At 59.3% G+C, this 19,563-nt stretch carries 12 protein-coding genes and 1 other RNA gene; 8 read left to right on the top strand and 5 right to left on the bottom strand.

Annotation, left to right across the window (positions count from 1 at the left end; all coding sequences use genetic code 11):
- Positions 1-256: 256 nt before the first annotated feature.
- Positions 257-1,021: a GntR family transcriptional regulator gene (locus KGB03_RS28830; RefSeq protein ID WP_008146364.1), complete on the top strand. Its 765-nt coding sequence runs from the start codon at positions 257-259 to the stop codon at positions 1,019-1,021.
- A 177-nt stretch (positions 1,022-1,198) separates the two neighbouring features.
- On the opposite strand, the gene guaD is transcribed toward KGB03_RS28830, so the two are convergent.
- The 4 genes from guaD to xdhA form a co-directional block, all read right to left on the bottom strand.
- Positions 1,199-2,503 (bottom strand): guanine deaminase, encoded by a 1,305-nt coding sequence (gene guaD, locus KGB03_RS28825; protein ID WP_223530640.1) that lies wholly within the window; start codon positions 2,501-2,503, stop codon positions 1,199-1,201.
- 23 nt (positions 2,504-2,526) lie between these two features.
- Positions 2,527-3,372 carry a xanthine dehydrogenase accessory protein XdhC gene (xdhC, locus tag KGB03_RS28820; RefSeq protein ID WP_223530638.1) on the bottom strand — a complete coding sequence of 282 codons (846 nt, stop codon included), beginning with the start codon at positions 3,370-3,372 and terminating at the stop codon, positions 2,527-2,529.
- Positions 3,373-3,496: 124 nt separating this feature from the next.
- Positions 3,497-5,896: a xanthine dehydrogenase molybdopterin binding subunit gene (xdhB, locus tag KGB03_RS28815; RefSeq protein ID WP_223530628.1), complete on the bottom strand. Its 2,400-nt coding sequence runs from the start codon at positions 5,894-5,896 to the stop codon at positions 3,497-3,499.
- Positions 5,889-7,343: a xanthine dehydrogenase small subunit gene (xdhA, locus tag KGB03_RS28810; protein ID WP_223530626.1), complete on the bottom strand. Its 1,455-nt coding sequence runs from the start codon at positions 7,341-7,343 to the stop codon at positions 5,889-5,891. The genes xdhB and xdhA overlap by 8 nt, the downstream gene beginning before the upstream one ends.
- Positions 7,344-7,610: 267 nt before the next feature.
- Here xdhA and KGB03_RS28805 point away from each other — a divergent pair, with 267 nt between their 5' ends.
- The 6 genes from KGB03_RS28805 to ffs all read left to right on the top strand — a co-directional run bounded on the left by KGB03_RS28805 (position 7,611) and on the right by ffs (position 16,997).
- Complete coding sequence (locus tag KGB03_RS28805; protein WP_192407083.1) at positions 7,611-8,270, top strand: GntR family transcriptional regulator; 660 nt, start codon at positions 7,611-7,613, stop codon at positions 8,268-8,270.
- Between the two features lie 2 nt (positions 8,271-8,272).
- The gene (gene smc / locus KGB03_RS28800; RefSeq protein WP_223530624.1) at positions 8,273-11,761 is read left to right on the top strand and encodes a chromosome segregation protein SMC; all 3,489 of its coding nucleotides are present in this window, start codon (positions 8,273-8,275) and stop codon (positions 11,759-11,761) included.
- A gap of 258 nt (positions 11,762-12,019) precedes the next feature.
- Positions 12,020-12,874, top strand: a complete 855-nt coding sequence (zipA, locus tag KGB03_RS28795; RefSeq protein WP_111450622.1) for a cell division protein ZipA — start codon at positions 12,020-12,022, stop codon at positions 12,872-12,874.
- Positions 12,875-13,057: 183 nt separating this feature from the next.
- Positions 13,058-15,415, top strand: a complete 2,358-nt coding sequence (ligA, locus tag KGB03_RS28790) for an NAD-dependent DNA ligase LigA (protein WP_218537346.1) — start codon at positions 13,058-13,060, stop codon at positions 15,413-15,415.
- 172 nt (positions 15,416-15,587) lie between these two features.
- Positions 15,588-16,754, top strand: a complete 1,167-nt coding sequence (locus tag KGB03_RS28785; RefSeq protein ID WP_223530614.1) for a putative zinc-binding metallopeptidase — start codon at positions 15,588-15,590, stop codon at positions 16,752-16,754.
- Between the two features lie 146 nt (positions 16,755-16,900).
- Positions 16,901-16,997: signal recognition particle sRNA small type (gene ffs, locus KGB03_RS28780), an RNA gene on the top strand.
- Positions 16,998-17,179: 182 nt separating this feature from the next.
- On the opposite strand, the gene KGB03_RS28775 is transcribed toward ffs, so the two are convergent.
- A complete protein-coding gene (locus tag KGB03_RS28775; protein WP_008146799.1) occupies positions 17,180-17,494 on the bottom strand; it encodes a helix-turn-helix domain-containing protein in 315 nt (104 codons plus the stop codon).
- A gap of 283 nt (positions 17,495-17,777) precedes the next feature.
- On the opposite strand from KGB03_RS28775, the gene KGB03_RS28770 reads away from it, so the two are divergent.
- On the top strand, positions 17,778-19,478 hold the full coding sequence (locus KGB03_RS28770) for a putative bifunctional diguanylate cyclase/phosphodiesterase (RefSeq protein ID WP_223530612.1): 1,701 nt from the start codon (positions 17,778-17,780) through the stop codon (positions 19,476-19,478).
- Positions 19,479-19,563: the final 85 nt, after the last annotated feature.

Below are 19,563 nucleotides of genomic sequence, written 5' to 3'. Positions count from 1 at the left end.
GACTGACACACCGCTTTCGCGAGCAAGCCCGCTCCCACAGGGGGATTGTGTTCAAGCGGCGGATTCTGTGTTCAAGCCTAAACTCAAAAGTAACCAGTCGTTGCAATACAGCGGAAGTGACAAACAGCCGTACAGTCGTGTTGCCACTGTCCATTGTGTACAATCGCAGTGTTTTTTACGCGATACTTGCCAGCGACCTACTGTGCCGTATTACAGTCACGGTCAATTCGCCGCAGTTCTTCCGACTCGAGTGCCCATGAACGAACAGTTGCAACCCCTCAAGAAACAACCGCGAGCAGGCAAAGCCGGCCGCAGCGGTACCCAGGACGATATCGTCTACGCGCATATTTTCGAGGCCATCCTCGAACAGCGTCTGGCGCCCGGTACCAAGTTGAGCGAAGAAGCGCTGGGGGAAATTTTCGGGGTCAGTCGCACCATCATTCGCCGCGCGCTGTCGCGCCTGGCCCATGAAGGCGTCGTGCTGCTGCGTCCGAATCGTGGCGCTGTCGTGGCCAGCCCGAGTGTCGAAGAGGCTCGCCAGGTGTTCATGGCCCGGCGTCTGGTGGAGCGTGCGATCACTGAGTTGGCGGTGCAGCACGCCACTGCCGAGCAGATTGCCGAGTTGCGCCAGATGGTCAACGACGAGCGCGACAGCTTCTCCCGGGGTGATCGCGGCGCCGGTATTCGTCTGTCGGGCGAGTTCCACTTGAAACTGGCCGAAGCGGCGAAAAATGCGCCGCTGATCAGCTTCCAGCGCAGCTTGGTGTCCCAGACTTCGTTGATCATTGCCCAGTATGAAAGCGGCAATCGCTCCCACTGTTCCTACGACGAGCACACCCAGCTGATCGACGCCATCGAAGCGCGCAACGCTGAGCTGGCGGTGGACCTGATGATGCATCACATGGATCACATCGACAGCAAACTCAACCTGGACGAAGAAAGCGCGTCGGATGATTTGCATGCGGTGTTCTCGCATTTGTTGCAGACCAAGAAGCCAGGGCGGCCAGCTGCCAAGCTCTGATACCGCTGTGCGCCCTTCGCGAGCAAGCCCGCTCCCACATTGGATTTGTGTTGAACGCAAATCCTGTGTCCACTAGAAATCTACTGTGGGAGCGGGCTTGCTCGCGAAGGCGATATGACAGGCAATAAAAATCCCCCGGACTGAAGAGTACGGGGGATTTTTTATGCCCGAAGAAAACTAGCGCTGATGCACCTGATTCCCCGCCGCATAGGTCTGCAACACCGTCCGGTCGTCCCCCAGCGTCATCAACACAAACAACGTCTCGGCAATGTTATTGGCCTGCTTCAAGCGATAGCTCAGCAGCGGTGTGGCGTTGTAGTCCAGCACCAGGAAATCCGCATCAGTGCCCGGTTGCAGGGTGCCGATCTTGTCTTCCAGGCGCAACGCGCGAGCGCCACCGAGGGTGGCCAGGTACAGCGATTTGAACGGGCTCAGTCGCGCACCTTGCAGCTGCATGACTTTGTACGCTTCGTTCAGCGTTTGCAGCAGTGAGAAACTGGTGCCGCCACCGACGTCCGTACCGATGCCGACATTCAACTTGTGCTTCTCGGCCATCGGCAGGTTGAACAGGCCGCTGCCGAGGAAGAAGTTCGACGTCGGGCAGAAGGCGATCGCCGAGCCGGTTTCCGCCAGTCGCGCGCACTCGTCATCGCACAGGTGCACGCCATGGGCGAATACCGAACGTTCGCCGAGCAGTTTGTAGTGGTCGTAGACGTCCAGGTAGCCCTTGCGCTCCGGGAACAGTTCCTTGACCCACTCGATTTCCTTGAGGTTTTCGCTGATGTGAGTCTGCATGTACAGGTCAGGGAATTCACTCAGCAACTGGCCGGCGAGGGTCAGTTGTTCCGGGGTGCTGGTCGGAGCGAAGCGCGGGGTGACCGCGTAGTGCAGGCGACCCTTGCCGTGCCAGCGCTCGATCAGCGCCTTGCTTTCGACATAGCTGGATTCGGCGGTGTCGGTCAGGTAGTCCGGCGCGTTGCGGTCCATCATCACTTTGCCGGCGATCATCCGCAGGTCCAGCTGTTCGGCGGCTTCAAAGAACGAGTTCACCGACTGCGGATGCACGCTGCCGAACACCAGCGCGGTGGTGGTGCCATTGCGCAGCAGTTCCTTGATGAAAATGTCCGCGACTTGGTCAGCGTGAGCCTTGTCGGCGAACTGGCTTTCGCACGGGAAGGTGTAGGTATTGAGCCAGTCCAGCAGCTGTTCGCCGTAGGCGCCGACCATACCGGTTTGCGGCAAGTGAATGTGGGTGTCGATGAAGCCAGGGGTGATCAGCGCGTCCTGATAATGGGTGATTTCGATATCGGCCGGCAGGGTCGGCAGCAAGTCGCTGGCGTGACCGAGGGCGCTGATCTGGCCGTTATCGACCACCAGCAAGCCGTCTTCGAAATACTCATACGAGGCTTCAATGCCCACTTCGGCGGGGTCGGCGATGCTGTGCAGAATGGCGGCGCGGTAGGCTTTGCGAGTCAGAGGCATTGTTGTTCTCAATTCGTGGCTTTTTAGTTCGAAGCGTGGCTGCGGCGTGAGGCAGGCAGCAGTTTGGCGATCGATGATCCGGCGCTGGCGGTGTGCTGGCCGAAATTGGCGTTATAGGTGGCGATGATTTCGCCGGCGATGGAGATGGCGATTTCCACTGGCAACTTGCCTTTGACTTCGCCGATGCCCATCGGGCAGCGCATGCGTTGCAGCACGGCGCTGTCGAAACCTCGGTCACGCAAGCGGTGTTCGAATTTCACCCGTTTGGTCTTCGAACCGATCAGGCCGAAGTAGGCGAAGTCGTTGCGCTTGAGGATCGCGGCGGTGAGTTCGAGGTCGAGTTGGTGATTGTGGGTCATGACGATGCAGTAGCTGCCGGCGGGCAGGTCATCGATTTCGTCCACCGGTTCTTCGGCGACGATTTTGCGTACGCCGTGGGGGATCTGTTCCGGGAATTCGGCTTCCCGCGAATCGATCCAGCGCACCCGGCAGGGCAGGCTGGCGAGCAGCGGCACCAGCGCCCGGCCGACATGGCCGGCACCGAATACGGCGATCTGCGCCTGGACCTGGCCCATCGGTTCGAACAGTAATACGGTCACGCCGCCGCAGCATTGTCCCAGGCTGGCGCCGAGGCTGAAGCGTTCAAGGTGCGTGTCCTGCTTGCCGCTGGCCAGCATCTCGCGGCCGATTTGCATGGCCTTGTATTCCAGATGCCCGCCACCGATGGTGTCGAAGGTCTGGCTGGCGCTGATGACCATCTTCGAGCCGGCGTTACGCGGCGTCGAGCCGAGCTCTTCGATGATGGTGACCAACACACAGGGTTCACCCCGGGTTTGCAGGTCGGCGAGGGCGTCGATCCAGTTGTACATGTTTCACCTCGACATCTCTGTTGTCTGTTCGGCCGTCTTCGCGAGCAAGCCCGCTCCCACATTGGATTGGTGTTCACAATTCCCTTGTGGGAGCGGGCTTGCTCGCGAAGGCCGCACCTCGGTCTTACAGCGAAGCCAACTCGACTTCAGCCTCAACAGGCTTCAAAGACTTCAACTGCCGCATCTGCTCACAGCCCCACAACACCCGCTCCGGCGTCGCCGGCGCATCGATTTTCGGTTGATGCTTGTAGTCCCCCAGACTGGCCACGGCGTCCTTGATCGCACACCACGCAGCGATGCCGAGCATGAACGGCGGCTCACCCACAGCCTTGGAGTGGAACACCGTGTCTTCCGGGTTTTTACGGTTTTCCACCAGCTTCACCCGCAGGTCCAGCGGCATGTCCGCCACCGCCGGGATCTTGTAGCTGGCCGGGCCGTTGGTCATCAGTTTGCCCTTGTTGTTCCACACCAGTTCTTCCATGGTCAGCCACCCCATGCCCTGGATGAAACCACCCTCGACCTGACCGATGTCGATCGCCGGGTTCAGTGAGTCGCCGACGTCGTGGAGGATGTCGGTGCGCAGCATTTTGTACTCGCCGGTGAGGGTGTCGATGATCACCTCGCAGCACGCTGCGCCGAAGGCGTAGTAATAGAATGGCCGGCCCCGCGCCTGGCTGCGGTCGTAGAAGATTTTCGGGGTCTTGTAGAACCCGGTACTCGACAGCGAAACCTGAGCGAAATACGCCTGCTGGATCAGCGATTCGAAGGTCAGGATGTGATCGCGAACGCGTACATGACCGTTGTGGAATTCCACGTCTTCTTCGCTGACCTTGTACTGCCGCGCGGCAAATTCAACCAAGCGTTTCTTGATGATCTCCGCCGCGTTCTGTGCGGCTTTACCATTAAGGTCGGCGCCACTGGAAGCGGCGGTCGGCGAGGTGTTTGGCACCTTGTCGGTGTTGGTCGCGGTGATCTGCACGCGGTCCATTTCCACCTGGAACACTTCAGCCACGACCTGCGCGACTTTGGTATTCAAACCCTGACCCATTTCGGTGCCGCCATGGTTCAGGTGGATGCTGCCATCGGTGTAGACGTGGATCAGCGCACCGGCCTGGTTGAGGAAGCTGGCGGTGAAGGAAATACCGAATTTCACCGGGGTCAACGCCAGGCCTTTTTTCAGGATCGGGCTGTTGGCGTTGTAGCGACGAATCGCTTCGCGGCGCTCGGCGTACTGGCTGCTTTCTTCCAGTTCGGCGGTCATTTCCTCGAGCATGTTGTGCTCGACGGTCTGGTAGTAATGGGTGACGTTGCGCTCGGTCTTGCCGTAGTAGTTGGCCTTGCGCACCGCCAGCGGATCAAGGGCCAGATGGCGGGCGATGGCGTCCATCACTTCTTCGATAGCGACCATGCCTTGCGGGCCACCGAAACCACGGTAAGCGGTGTTCGACGCGGTGTTGGTTTTGCAGCGATGACCGTTGATGGTTGCATCGCCGAGGTAGTACGAGTTGTCGGCGTGGAACATCGCACGGTCGACAATCGACGCCGAGAGGTCCGGCGAACAACCGCAGTTACCGGCCAGTTCCAGGGCAATGCCGTGCAGCCGGCCGGTGCTGTCGAAGCCCACGTCGTATTCGATGTAGAACGGGTGACGCTTGCCGGTCATCAGCATGTCTTCGACGCGCGGCAGGCGCATTTTGGTCGGCTGGCCGGTGAGGTGCGCGATTACTGCGCACAGGCACGCCGGGCTCGCGGCCTGGGTTTCCTTGCCGCCGAAACCGCCGCCCATGCGGCGCATGTCGACGACGATTTTGTTCATCGACACATCGAGCACTTCGGCGACGAGCTTCTGCACTTCGGTGGGGTTCTGCGTCGAGCAGTAGACGATCATGCCGCCGTCTTCAGTCGGCATCACCGAAGAGATCTGGGTTTCCAGATAGAAGTGTTCCTGGCCGCCGATGTGCAGCGTGCCCTGGATACGATGTTCGGCGGTGGCCAGGGCGCCGGCCGAATCACCGCGCTGATGGGTGTGGCTGTCGAGCACAAAGTGGCGTTTGCGCAGCGCTTCAACCACGTCCAGCACTGGCTCCAGATCTTCGTATTCGATGATCGCGGCCATCGCGGCTTTACGCGCGGTTTCCAGGTCCTTCGCCGCAACAGCGAGCACCGGTTGACCGACGAATTGCACGTCGTCGATGGCCAGCAGCGGATCACCCGGCAGCAACGGGCCGATGTCTTTCAGGCCCGGCACGTCTTCGTGGGTAATGGCGATGCGCACGCCTTCGAAGGCGTAGCAAGGCTGGGTGTCGATGCTGATGATTTTCGCGTGAGCGCGGTCCGACAAGCGTGCGTAAACATGCAACTGGTTCGGAAATTCCAGCCGGTCGTCGATGTACTGCGCTTCACCGGACACGTGCTTGGCGGCGCTGTCGTGCTTGACGCTGCGGCCGACACCGGTGGTCAGGTCCTTGGCGAACAGTTCAGCCAATTCGGCTTGGGTCTTCTCTACAGCGTGATGATTAGACATAAGCGGTCACCCGAGTCTCGATGTGCGGTGTTTGCAGTTCGATGAAGTATTTACGCAACAGGTTCTGGGCGCTGAGCAGGCGGTATTCCTTACTGGCGCGGAAGTCCGAGAGCGGCGTGAAATCTTCGGCCAGTGCGGCGCAGGCGCGTTCGACGGTGTCGTTGTTCCAGGTGGCGCCGAGCAATACGGCTTCGCAGGTCTTGGCGCGTTTTGGCGTTGCCGCCATGCCGCCGAAGGCGACGCGAGCGTCGGCGATCACGCCGTTGTCGATGCGCAGGTTGAACGCGGCGCAGACGGCGGAAATGTCATCGTCCAGACGCTTGGAGACTTTGTAGGCGCGGAACAGTTGTTCAGCGCTGGCACGCGGCACGATGATCTTTTCGATGAACTCGCTTTCCTGACGCGCGGTGACCCGGTAATCGATGAAGTAATCTTCCAGCGCCATCGTGCGGCGGGTTTCGCCTTTGCACAAAACGATCTGCGCGCCGAGCGCAATCAGCAGGGGCGGGGAGTCACCGATCGGCGAGGCATTGCCGATGTTGCCGCCGAGGGTGCCCTGGTTGCGGATCTGCAGGGAAGCAAAGCGTTGCAGGAGTTCTCCGAAGTCCGGGTACTCGGCTTTCAAGGCCTCGTAGCAATCGGAGAGGGCGGTGGCGGCACCGATTTCCAGGCGATCGTCAAAGCGTTCGATGCGCTTCATCTCGGCGACGTTGCCGACGTAGATCATCACCGGCAGGGTGCGGTGGAACTGCGTGACTTCCAGCGCCAGATCCGTGCCGCCGGCCAGCAGGCGAGCCTGTGGATAAGCGTCATAGAGGTCAGCCAGATCGGCAACGGTCAGCGGCACCAGGCAGCGCTTGTCGCCACTGTTGAGTTCGCCGATATCGGTAGGGGCGATGGCCTTCAGGCGAGCGATGGTGTCGGCCTCACAGGCGTCGAACTGGTCCGTTTGCTTGCCGCAGCAGGATTGTTCGGCGGCAGCCAGAATCGGCCGGTAGCCGGTGCAACGGCAGAGGTTGCCGGCCAGCGCTTCGTGAGCTTTATGAGCATCCGGTTGATCGCTGTTCTTTTGCAGCGCGAACAGCGACATGACGAAGCCGGGTGTGCAGAAACCGCATTGCGAGCCGTGGCACTCGACCATGGCTTTCTGCACGCTGTGCAGTTCGCCTTGGTGCTTGAGGTCTTCGACACTGATCAGTTGTTTGCCGTGCAGTGACGAAACGAACGTCAGGCACGAGTTGAGGCTGCGATAGCGAATGTGTTCGCGGCCATCGTCATCCGTTTGCAGCTCGCCAACCACCACAGTGCAGGCGCCGCAGTCACCGCTGGCGCAGCCTTCTTTGGTGCCGGGTTTGCCCACATGGTCGCGCAGATAATTGAGCACGGTCAGGTTTGGGTCCAGGGCGTGCTCGCTACGGAGTTCCTGGTTAAGTAAAAACTGGATCACGGAAGGCCTCGCAGACTCATTATTGTTGTTAACCGACTTGAACCGAATTTATCAGGTCTGACTTTGCGGTCAATGATTTTCTGACTTAAAGGTCAGGAAATAGCATTTTGTCGATCAACGACTCGTTCCTTCATTATTGACCCTCTCGGGATAGCCTGCTTTTTGCTGGATTCGTGCCAAAAACCGCCGAGTGGGCACTCCGCCATGACCCTTTATGTGCGGTACACTGCGCCGCTTGTGCAGATCGAAGAGTTTGAAGGGACAACCATGACGTTCAAGGCGCCGGACAGCCTCGCCGAGCAAATTGCTCACCACCTCGCCGAACGCATCATTCGTGGCGAAATGAAGCCCGGGGAGCGCATCCAGGAACAGAAGGTCACGCTGGCCCTCAATGTCAGCCGCGGTTCGGTCCGTGAAGCCTTGCTGATCCTCGAGCGCCGCCACCTGATCGCCATCCTGCCGCGCCGTGGCGCCCATGTGACCGAGCTCACGGCCCACAAGGTCCAGAGCCTGTGCACGCTGATGAGCGAGCTTTACATCCTGCTGGGCAATGCCGTGGCCAGCGGCTGGCAAGTCCAGGCTGACATGGCGCCGTTCGTACAAATCCAGCAGCGCTTGACCGCCAGCTACGAGCGCCAGGACATTCGCACCTTTGTCGACGACAGCTTCAGTGTGATGCGCGCCGCGTACCCGTTCGCCAACAACCCGTACTTGCAGGAAACCGTCGAGAATCTGCAGCCGGCCATGAGCCGCGCGTATTTCCTCGCCCTGGAACAGCGCAAGGCCTCGATGAGCGAGTTCCTCGAATTGTTCGAACGCTTGCTCGCCGCTGTGCTGGCCCGTGATTTTCCGCAGATCCGCATTGTGCTGACGGCGTATGCCCAGCGCAGCAGTGATCTGGTGGTTTCTGCCCTGACGGACGCCTGAGCGTGCGGCTAAAGTGCATCAAGCTGGCGGGGTTCAAATCCTTCGTCGACCCGACCACGGTGAACTTCCCCAGTAACATGGCGGCGGTGGTCGGGCCCAATGGTTGCGGCAAGTCGAACATCATCGACGCCGTCCGCTGGGTGATGGGCGAGAGTTCGGCCAAGAACCTGCGCGGCGAGTCGATGACCGACGTCATCTTCAACGGCTCGACCAGCCGTAAACCGGTGAGCCAGGCCAGCATCGAGCTGGTCTTCGATAACTCCGACGGCACCCTGCTTGGCGAATACGCGGCCTACGCGGAAATTTCCATTCGCCGCAAAGTGACCCGCGACAGCCAGACCACTTACTACCTCAACGGCACCAAATGCCGCCGCCGCGATATCACGGATATCTTCCTCGGCACCGGCCTCGGCCCGCGCAGCTACTCGATTATCGAGCAGGGGATGATCTCCAAGCTGATCGAGTCAAAGCCCGAAGACCTGCGCAACTTCATTGAAGAAGCCGCGGGCATCTCCAAGTACAAGGAGCGCCGGCGCGAGACCGAAAACCGCATTCGTCGCACCCACGAAAACCTGGCCCGCCTGACCGACCTGCGCGAAGAACTCGAGCGTCAGCTTGAACGCTTGTACCGCCAGGCCGAGGCCGCCAAGAAGTATCAGGAATTCAAGGGCGAGGAGCGTCAGCTCAAGGCCCAACTGTCGGCCCTGCGCTGGCAGGCGTTGAATGAACAGGTCGGTCAGCGCGAAGCGATCATCGGCAATCAGGAAGTCACCTTCGAAGCGCTGGTAGCCGAGCAGCGGAATGCCGATGCGGCTATCGAACGCTTGCGGGACGGGCACCACGACCTGTCCGAGCGCTTCAATCTGGTGCAGGGGCGCTTCTATTCGGTCGGCGGCGACATCGCCCGGGTCGAGCAGAGTATCCAGCATGGTCAGCAACGCCTACGCCAACTGCAGGACGATCTGAAAGAAGCCGAGCGTGCGCGTCTGGAAACCGAGTCTCACCTGGGTCACGACCGTACGTTGCTGCTGACGCTGGGCGAAGAGCTGGACATGCTCACCCCCGAACAGGAAGTCACCAGCGCCGCCGCCGAAGAGGCTGCCGCCGCGCTGGAAGAATCCGAAACCACCATGCACGCCTGGCAAGAGCAATGGGACACCTTCAACCTGACGGCCGCCGAACCGCGTCGCCAGTCCGAAGTTCAGCAGTCGCGCATCCAGCAGCTGGAAACGAGCATGGAGCGCCTGGCCGATCGTCAGAAGCGTCTCGGCGAAGAGCGCACGTTGCTTTCGGCGGACCCGGAAGACGCGGCGATCATGGAGCTCAGCGAGCAGCTCGCTGAATCCGAAGCGACGCTTGAGGATTTGCAGACCAGTGAACAAGCGCAGGTCGAAAAGCTTGAACAACTGCGTCAGGAATTGCAGCACGCGCTGACGGCGCAGCAACAGGCCCAAGGTGATTTGCAGCGTCTGAACGGTCGCCTCGCCTCCCTTGAGGCCTTGCAACAAGCCGCACTCGATCCCGGCACCGGCACCGCTGAATGGTTGCGCGAACAACATTTGGCCGACCGTCCGCGACTGGCTGAAGGCCTGAAAGTCGAAGCCGGTTGGGAGCTGGCGGTGGAAACCGTGCTCGGCGCCGACCTGCAAGCGGTGCTGGTGGATGACTTCGGCGAGTTCGATCTGGCCGGTTTTGCCCAAGGCGATTTGCGCTTGCTCAGCCCGGCCACCGATGGCGTGCGCGTGCCCGGCAGCTTGCTCGATAAAGTTGAAGCGCAGATCGATTTGGCGCCATGGCTGGGGCAGGTCAAACCGGTCGACAGCCTTGAACAGGCCTTGGCTCTGCGCAATCAATTGACCGCCGGCCAGAGTCTGATCAGCCACGATGGTTACTGGGTCGGTCGGCACTTTTTACGCGTACGTCGCGCCAGCGAAGCCGAAAGCGGCGTGCTCGCTCGCGGTCAGGAAATCCAGCGACTGGGCCTCGAACGCGAAGAGCGCGAAGCCACAGTTGAAACCCTGGAAACCCATCTTCAGAATCTCAGGGCGCAGCAGCGTCAGCAGGAAAACGGTCGCGAACATCTGCGCCGTCTGCTGCAAGACGAAGCGCGTCAGCAAGGTGAGTTGAAAGCCCAGTTGTCCGCCGGCAAAGCCAAGGCCGAACAACTGACCCTGCGCCGCACACGCCTGGACGAAGAGCTCGCCGAGTTGGCGGAGCAGCGCGCTCTGGAACACGAAAATATCGGCGAGGCGCGTCTGCAATTGCAGGAAGCCCTCGACAGCATGGCGCTGGACACCGAGCAGCGCGAGCTGCTGCTGGCCCAGCGCGACAGCTTGCGCGAGCGACTTGATCGGGTGCGGCAGGAAGCCCGCCAGCACAAGGATCACGCGCATCAACTGGCGGTGCGTCTGGGTTCGCTCAAGGCGCAACACGACTCCACGCGTCAGGCGCTGGAACGTCTGGAAATGCAATCCGAGCGCCTGACCGAGAAGCGCGAACAGCTCAGCCTCAATCTGGAGGAGGGCGAGGCGCCGCTGGAAGAGTTGCGCCTCAAACTCGAAGAGCTGCTCGACAAACGCATGACCGTCGACGAAGAACTCAAGACGGCGCAGATCGCTCTGGAAGACGCTGACCGTGAATTGCGTGATGCGGAAAAACGTCGCAACCAGGCCGAGCAGCAATCGCAGTTGATTCGGGGGCAGATGGAAACCCAGCGCATGGAATGGCAGGCCCTGACCGTGCGCCGCAAGACCTTGGAAGATCAGTTGCTGGAAGACGGCTATGATCTCCACGGCGTACTCGCCACCCTGGTGGCCGACGCCAACGAGAAAGACGCCGAAGAAGAACTCGAACGCATTGCCGCGCGGATTCAGCGTCTGGGTGCGATCAACCTGGCGGCCATTGACGAATACCAGCAACAATCCGAGCGTAAACGTTATCTGGATGCGCAAAACGACGATCTGGTGGAAGCGCTGGATACGCTCGAGAATGTGATTCGCAAGATCGACAAGGAAACCCGAAACCGCTTCAAAGATACCTTTGATCAGATCAATGGCGGTTTACAGGCCCTTTTCCCAAAAGTTTTCGGTGGAGGACGCGCCTATTTGGAACTGACGGGCGAAGATCTACTCGATACAGGGGTAACGATCATGGCGCAGCCGCCAGGAAAGAAGAACAGCACCATCCATTTGCTCTCCGGTGGCGAAAAAGCCCTGACAGCCTTGGCTCTGGTTTTTGCCATCTTCAAGTTGAATCCGGCGCCGTTCTGCATGCTCGATGAGGTTGACGCGCCATTGGATGACGCTAACGTTGGACGCTACGCACGGTTGGTCAAAGAGATGTCGCAGACGGTGCAGTTCATCTATATCACCCACAACAAGATCGCCATGGAAATGGCCGAGCAACTGATGGGGGTGACGATGCACGAGCCGGGTTGTTCGCGTCTGGTGGCAGTGGATGTCGAGGAGGCGATGGCGATGGTGGATGCCTGAGTCGGCGCTTGTAGGAGAGGTATTTTTAAGTTGTAGGACTTATTTACCTCCCTTGACTTGCTGGCCAATCGACATATTCGCGCAAGCCGTTGTGACAGACGGTGTAAAGTTGCCTTTGGTCGTGCTAGTTTAATGTCAATTTTTCGTATACGTGGGCAAAACGCCTGTCAGAACATAGAGTTGGCGCCACGTTTTAAAGCGGTTTACGAGTTGTAAACCTCTTATTTTTCAGCATTTTTTATAGAGGCACGGGATTACATGGAAATCGGTCTGCGCGAGTGGCTGATCGTCATCGGCATTATTGTCATTGCCGGTATTCTTTTTGATGGCTGGCGTCGCATGCGCGGCGGCAAGGGGAAACTGAAATTCCGTCTCGACCGAAGTTTGTCCAATTTACCGGACGAGGACACCAGCGCTGAGCTGTTGGGCCCGCCCCGTGTGCTGGATACGCATAAAGAGCCGCAACTGGACGAGCACGATCTGCCGTCGGTGAGCATGCCTGCTCGTGAGCCGCGTGAGTCAGGTTCCAAGCGCGGCAAGCGTGGCCATGGCGAGCCTTCGCAAGGCGACATGAACCTGAGTCTGGATCTGGACGGCGGCCCGAGCTTCAGCAGCCGGGACGACGATTTCCCGGACGACACCAAGGCTTCGAGTTCGGCCAGCGACAAAGAACAACCGCAAGCCGAAGAAGTGCTGGTGATCAGCGTGATCTGCCGCGACGCCGCCGGCTTCAAAGGCCCGGCGCTGTTGCAGAACATTCTGGAAAGCGGTCTGCGTTTTGGCGAGATGGACATCTTCCACCGCCACGAAAGCATGGCCGGCAATGGCGAAGTCCTGTTTTCGATGGCCAATGCGGTCAAGCCGGGCGTCTTCGATCTGGACGACATCGACCACTTCAGCACACCGGCAGTGAGCTTCTTCCTCGGTCTGCCAGGCCCGCGTCATCCGAAGCAAGCCTTCGACGTGATGGTGGCTGCGGCGCGCAAACTGTCCCAGGAGTTGAACGGCGAACTGAAAGACGATCAGCGCAGCGTACTGACTGCCCAGACGATTGAGCATTACCGTCAGCGCATCGTTGAATTCGAACGTCGCGCCCTGACCCAGAAACGCTAAGGTCAAAACATCGCAAGCTGTGCCAGCTCCTACAGGATCACCAAACCCTGTAGGAGCCGAGCTTGCTCGCGATGACGATCTCAAGGACGCCATCGCCGGCAAGCCGTGCTCCTACAATGAGTTTGTGCCGCACTAACAGATTGAGCAGCCTCGGCTGCTCTTTTGCTTTATGAGAGAACACCCATGACCGCCGCCAAAAACCGCATTCTAGAGCTGCGCGATGAACTCGATCAGCACAACTATCGCTACCACGTGCTGGACGAGCCGAGCATTCCGGATGCCGAATACGACCGGTTGTTCCACGAGCTCAAGGCCCTCGAAGCGGCCCATCCCGAACTGATCACCAGCGACTCGCCAACCCAGCGCGTCGGCAGTGCGGCGCTGTCGGCGTTCACACAAGTGCGTCACGAAGTGCCGATGCTCAGCCTCGGCAACGCCTTCGAAGAAACCGACATGCGCGAGTTCGATCGCCGGGTAACCGAAGGTCTCGACCTGCCGGTTGGCGACTTGTTCGGCGGCGGCGCGGCGGTGGAATACAGCTGTGAACCCAAACTCGATGGCTTGGCTGTCAGCTTGCTGTATCAGGACGGCGTGCTGGTGCGCGGCGCGACTCGCGGTGACGGCACCACTGGCGAAGACATCAGCGTCAACGTCCGTACCGTGCGCAACATTCCGCTCAAGTTGCACGGTACGGGCTGGCCAGCAACCCTGGAAGTACGCGGCGAAGTGTTCATGTCCAAGGCCGGTTTCGAACGCCTCAACGCTACGCAGCTGGAAGTCGGCGGCAAGACCTTCGCTAACCCGCGCAACGCGGCGGCGGGCAGTTTGCGCCAGCTCGATTCGAAGATCACCGCCAACCGCCCGTTGGAATTTTGCTGCTACGGCATCGGCCAGATTTCGGCCGATATAGCTGATACGCACATTGGCAATCTCAAGCAGCTCAAGGCTTGGGGAATGCCGATCAGTCATGAGTTGAAACTGGCTCACGGCATCGCTGAATGCCTGGATTACTACCGCGACATCGGTGAGCGCCGAAATTCGCTGCCTTACGAAATCGACGGCGTGGTGTTCAAGGTCAACAGCATTGCCTCTCAGCGTGAGCTGGGCTTCCGTGCTCGTGAACCGCGCTGGGCGATCGCGCACAAATTCCCGGCGATGGAAGAACTCACTGAATTGCTCGATGTGGAATTCCAGGTCGGTCGTACCGGTGCAGTGACGCCGGTGGCGCGCTTGAAGCCGGTCAAGGTCGCCGGTGTGACTGTGGCCAACGCGACATTGCACAATATGGACGAAGTGGCGCGTCTGGGCCTGATGATTGGCGATACGGTAATCATTCGCCGCGCTGGCGATGTGATTCCGCAGGTGGTGCAAGTGGTCCTCGAGCGTCGTCCGGACAACGCACGGCCAGTACAGATTCCCGAGAAGTGCCCAGTCTGCGGCTCGCATGTCGAGCGCACGCAACTGGTCAAACGCAGCAAAGGTCGCGAGACCGTCAGCGAAGGCGCGGTGTACCGCTGCGTCGGTCGTCTGGCCTGCGGTGCGCAACTCAAGCAGGCAATCATTCACTTCGTCTCCCGTCGCGCCATGGACATCGAAGGCCTGGGCGAGAAGAGCGTCGAGCAACTGGTGGACGAAGGGCTGGTAAGTTCGCCGGCTGATTTGTACGCGCTGACGTTCGAACAGATTGTCGATCTGGAAGGCTTTGCCGAGTTGTCGAGCAAGAACTTGCTCAGCGCCATCGAAGACAGCAAGCAGCCGAGCCTGGCGCGCTTCATCTACGCTCTCGGGATTCCCGATGTCGGCGAAGAGACGGCCAAGGTGCTGGCGCGTTCTCTCGGCTCGCTGGAGCGGGTTCAGCAGGCATTGCCGCAGGTACTCACGTACTTGCCGGACGTGGGCCTGGAAGTGGCTCATGAGATTCACAGCTTCTTCGAAGATGCGCATAACCAGCAGGTGATCAAGGATCTGCTCAAGCACGGCATGCAAATTCAGGATCAGGGTGAACTGGGCGCCGAGTTTGCCGCCAGCACTACGCTGGGTGGCTTCCTCGACAAGCTGCACATCCCTTCGGTCGGGCCGGGTGGGGCGCAGAAGCTGGCGGACAAGTTTGGTTCGCTTGAAGGTGTTTTCAGCGCCGACTGGCTGGATATGCGCCAGGCGCTGCCGGAAAAACAGGCCACTTCGGTTCGGGAGTTCTTTGCGGTTGCGCAAAATCGCCAGATTGCCGAAGCCGCCGAGAAACAGCTGCGCGATTTCGGCATGCACTGGCAGAGCGAGAAGAAAGTCGTCGAAGGCTTGCCGCTGGCCGGGCAGACCTGGGTGCTGACCGGTTCGCTGGAATTGATGAGCCGCGACATCGCCAAGGACAAACTTGAAAGCCTCGGTGCCAAGGTGGCGGGCTCGGTGTCGGCCAAGACTCATTGCGTGGTGGCCGGGCCGGGTGCAGGTTCCAAGTTGACGAAGGCTAATGAGCTGGGATTGAAGGTTCTGGATGAAGAGGCGTTTGTCGAGTTTCTGAGTAAGCACGATATTTTGGTGTGATGCCATTCGCGAGCAAGCCCGCTCCCACATTCGATCGCATTCCTTCGGGAGAACCGGGTTAAATGTGGGAGCGGGCTTGCTCGCGAAGGCGATAGTTGCCGTTGCGCAAAAAGCGGGAACGATCTTTGCGCGGGGATGATCTAGTCTTGGCAAGCCTCAGGGAGAGATCGTCATGTACCGCTTCTTCGAACAGCTCAGTGCGCGCATCGCCACGCCCTTCATCGGCGAAAGCTCGCGTAACAGCAAGGTTTGGCAGTGCCGCTGCGGGCAGTCGCTGTTTTTTCGCAACAGCCAGTGTCTGGCATGTTCGGCGGCGTTGGGTTATCAACCGGAGCAGGGTCGCCTGTCGTCGCTGCAGCCCGGCGTGCAGGCTGATACCTGGTTGCTCGACGCCGATCCCGAAGCGGGTGTCTTTCGCCGCTGCGCCAACCTCGATTCCCCGGCCGCGTGCAATTGGCTGTTGCCCGCCAATGACCACGATGCGTTATGCATCGCCTGTAGCCTGAACCACACCATCCCCGACCTGTCGATTGCCGAAAACCACGAACGCTGGCGCAAGGTCGAAACAGCCAAGCGGCGACTGGTCGCACAGTTGGTCAGCCTGGGTTTGCAGGTGATTCCGAAAACCGTGGACGAAGAGACGGGGCTGGCTTTCGATTTCATTGGTGTCGACCTTGAAGGCAAGCCGCCAACTACTGGTCACGCCAACGGTTTGATCACCCTCGATATCAAGGAAGCCGACGACGCTCATCGCGAGCAGATTCGGGTGCAGATGCACGAACCTTATCGCACATTGCTCGGGCATTTTCGGCATGAGGTCGGGCATTACTACTGGGATCGGTTGATCGCCAACAGCCATTGGCTGGAACTGTTCCGCGGCCTGTTCGGCGACGAACGCGCCAGCTACTCCGACGCTCTCGAACGGCATTACCAGCAAGGCGCACCGCTCGACTGGCAGGAACATTACGTCAGCGCCTACGCGACCATGCACCCGTGGGAGGATTGGGCCGAAACCTGGGCTCACTACTTGCACATGATGGATGCAGTGGATACGGCGTTGGGGTTCGGAATGAGCGCCCGGGAGATGGATTTCGACTATCAGCCGTTTCCCCCAAGCACCCTCTACGACCCACAGCATCCCGGCGGCGCGGCGTTCCTGTCGTTCGTCAATGCGTGGATCGAACTGGCCGGCATGCTCAATGAGTTGTCGCGCAGCATGGGGCAGCCGGATTTCTATCCGTTCGTCCTGCCGCCGGCAGTGATCGCCAAGCTGCACTTCATCCACCTGGTGATCCAGCAAGAGGGCGGCCGGGCGGATGAGGTGTTGCAGGACTTGTAGCAACTGCTACGGACAGTGGTATTTCGCGCCCTGCGCATGTCCTTGACCTGATTCATATTTTTAATCTGGATCGAACGGTTGTAACTTCGTCTCAGATAGGTACAATGGCGCCGTTCGCCGTCAGGTGAACGTCGTTATGGTGATCCCATCGGTCCCCCCGCAACGATTACCCGTGAACCTGGTCAGATCCGGAAGGAAGCAGCCACAGCGGGAACATTGTGTGCCGGGGTGTGGCTGGTGGGGTTGCCTCCATAACGCACCGCGAGTCCTCTCTCGCGTTATCTGTCTAAAAAATTACATACGTGTTGCTCTGCCATGGATCTTGTCCAGGCGGCGTTTTTTCGTTTCCGGTTTTCAGGGCGAGCATATAAAAGGAGGCCGAGCTGTCGAATGCGACAGCTCGGCCTCCTTTTTTATTTCTGGCACTAAGGCTTGGACAAGGCCTGGTCAACCGCTGCAATCAGCTTTCCCAGATCCTTCGGGGTGGCTTTATGTATGACACCGAACAGATACGCCCGCTGTTCATCTTCATCGCCTAAATCTGCGAAAAAGGCTTTCAGCTTTACACCCAACACATCGGCAAACAGGAACAAGGCTTCCACGCTGGGGGTGTAGGTGCCGGTTTCGAAGCGGCTGATGGTTTTGGGGTCAAAACCGGTTTTTTCACCGAGTTCAGCCTGAGTAAGCCCAGCGACCTTGCGGTAGCGCCGAATGGCCGCACCCAAACTTGAAATTTGCATCGCTTAATTCCCATTTAGAATCAAGAACTTAACGATAGATTTTTGCATTAGACAACTGCATGATCCATCACCTTGCTTTGCAAAATGTGATGCGTTTCGTAGAATCGCCGCTCAAAATGGGTATTTGCGGCCTTTAAGGTTAGTTGATCTCAGCTGTCAGGAGGCCATCAACCGCTGTTCATGGAGTGATAACGTGTTGCTGCGCATTACCTATAAAAACATCTCTTCCGGGCATCCTGCACTGGTCGAGCGGTATCACCGCTAGCCACAGCGAGCCTGACTCATGGATGAGAAATACCGCAGGGCCGTGGATGCCGCCGCGATTTTTTCCGAGACTGATCTGAGCGGCCGGATCACCCACGTCAATGATCAGTTCTGTGCCGTGTCCGGCTATAGCCGCGAAGAACTGCTCGGGCAGAACCATCGTCTCCTCAACTCGGGTCTGCACTCCGCCGACTTCTTCGCGGCGATGTGGCGCACCATCGCCTTGGGCAAGGTCTGGAAAGGCGAGATTTGTAATCGCGCCAAGGACGGCAGCCTGTATTGGGTCGACAGCACCATGGTGCCGGTGCTCGATGACGCTACCGGGCGGGTTGACCGTTACCTTTCGATTCGTTTCGACATCAGCGAAAAACACCAATTGCTGCATTCACTGCAATGGCGGGTGGGGCATGACGTGCTGACCGGGCTGCCGAATCGCGCGTTCCTCTCGGATTTGCTGGATCAGGCGCTGGAATTCTCCCGTCACGAAAACATCCCGCTGGCGGTGTGCATGCTCGATCTTGACGGCTTCAAAGCGGTCAATGATGGCTACGGGCATGCCAGTGGCGATCAGCTATTGGTCGAGGTGGCCAAGCGTTTGCGAACCATTGTTCGCGGCGAAGATGTGGTGGCGCGGCTGGCCGGTGACGAGTTTGTGCTGGTGTTGCGATACGTGCGGGATCTGCCGGAACTGCGTGCGGCGTTGAACCGGGTGCTCGGCGCTATTTCGGCGCCGTACTCGCTGCATGGCAAGGGCGTCAATGTGTTTGCCAGTATCGGCGTCACCCTGTTCCCCCACGACAATGAAGATGCCGAAACCCTGCTGCGTCATGCCGATCAGGCCATGTACGTGGCGAAACAACGCGGTCGCAATCGCTTTCATGTGTTCGACGTGTCCCGGGATCAGGAGGTCAAGGCCACTCACCAGACGGTCGAACGAGTGCGCCAGGCGCTGGCTGCCGGTGAGTTGCGTGTGCATTTCCAGCCCAAGGTGAACATGCGTCGCGGGGAGGTTGTCGGCTTCGAGGCGTTGTTAAGTTGGGAGCATCCGCAACACGGCATGATGCCGGCCAGGGAGTTTTTGCCGCTGGTGGAAGAAACGGACCTGATCATCGATATCGGTGAGTGGGTAATGGATCAGGTCCTGTCGCAGTTGCACCATTGGCGGCAAGCGGGGCAGGGCTGGCCAGTCAGCATTAATATTGCGGCACGACATTTCCAGCGCGCGGATTTTGTCGACCGGCTCAAACACGTGCTCGCCCGGCATGCCCAGGTGGCTCCGCAGATGCTCGATCTGGAAATCGTCGAGTCGGTGGCGATTGAGAATATTCAGCACGTCAGCGCCTGTTTACAGGCCTGTCAGGCGCTGGGGGTGCAGTTTTCACTGGGGGGCTTCGGCACCGGTTATTCGTCCCTGAGCAACCTCAAGCGATTGCAAACCCAAACCATCAAGATCGACAAGTCGTTCGTGCGCGACATCATTAATGATCGTGATGATCTGGCCCTGACCATGGCGGTCATTGGCCTGGCGCGGGCCTTTGGCCGGCAGGTGATCGCCGAAGGGCTGGAAAGTATCGAGCACGGTGAATTGCTGCTGAGCCTGGGCTGCGAAGTTGCTCAAGGCTGTTTCATTGCCCGGCCGATGCCGTCCGCAGAAGTACCGGGTTGGGTTGCGGGGTTTGTCGCGCCAGTGCAATGGCAGGCGCTGGATCAAGCAGGCTGAAGTTTTGTGATCAACACCGGCCCCTTGTGGGAGCGGGCTTGCTCGCGAAAGCGGTGTGTCATTCAGCATTGATTTTGATTGATAC

Origin of the sequence: Pseudomonas sp. BF-B-26 (assembly GCF_019956495.1) — a bacterium.
GTDB lineage: Bacteria > Pseudomonadota > Gammaproteobacteria > Pseudomonadales > Pseudomonadaceae > Aquipseudomonas.
Note: the sequence above shows the minus strand (reverse complement) of the source record. Positions and strands in the feature narration are given on the sequence as shown.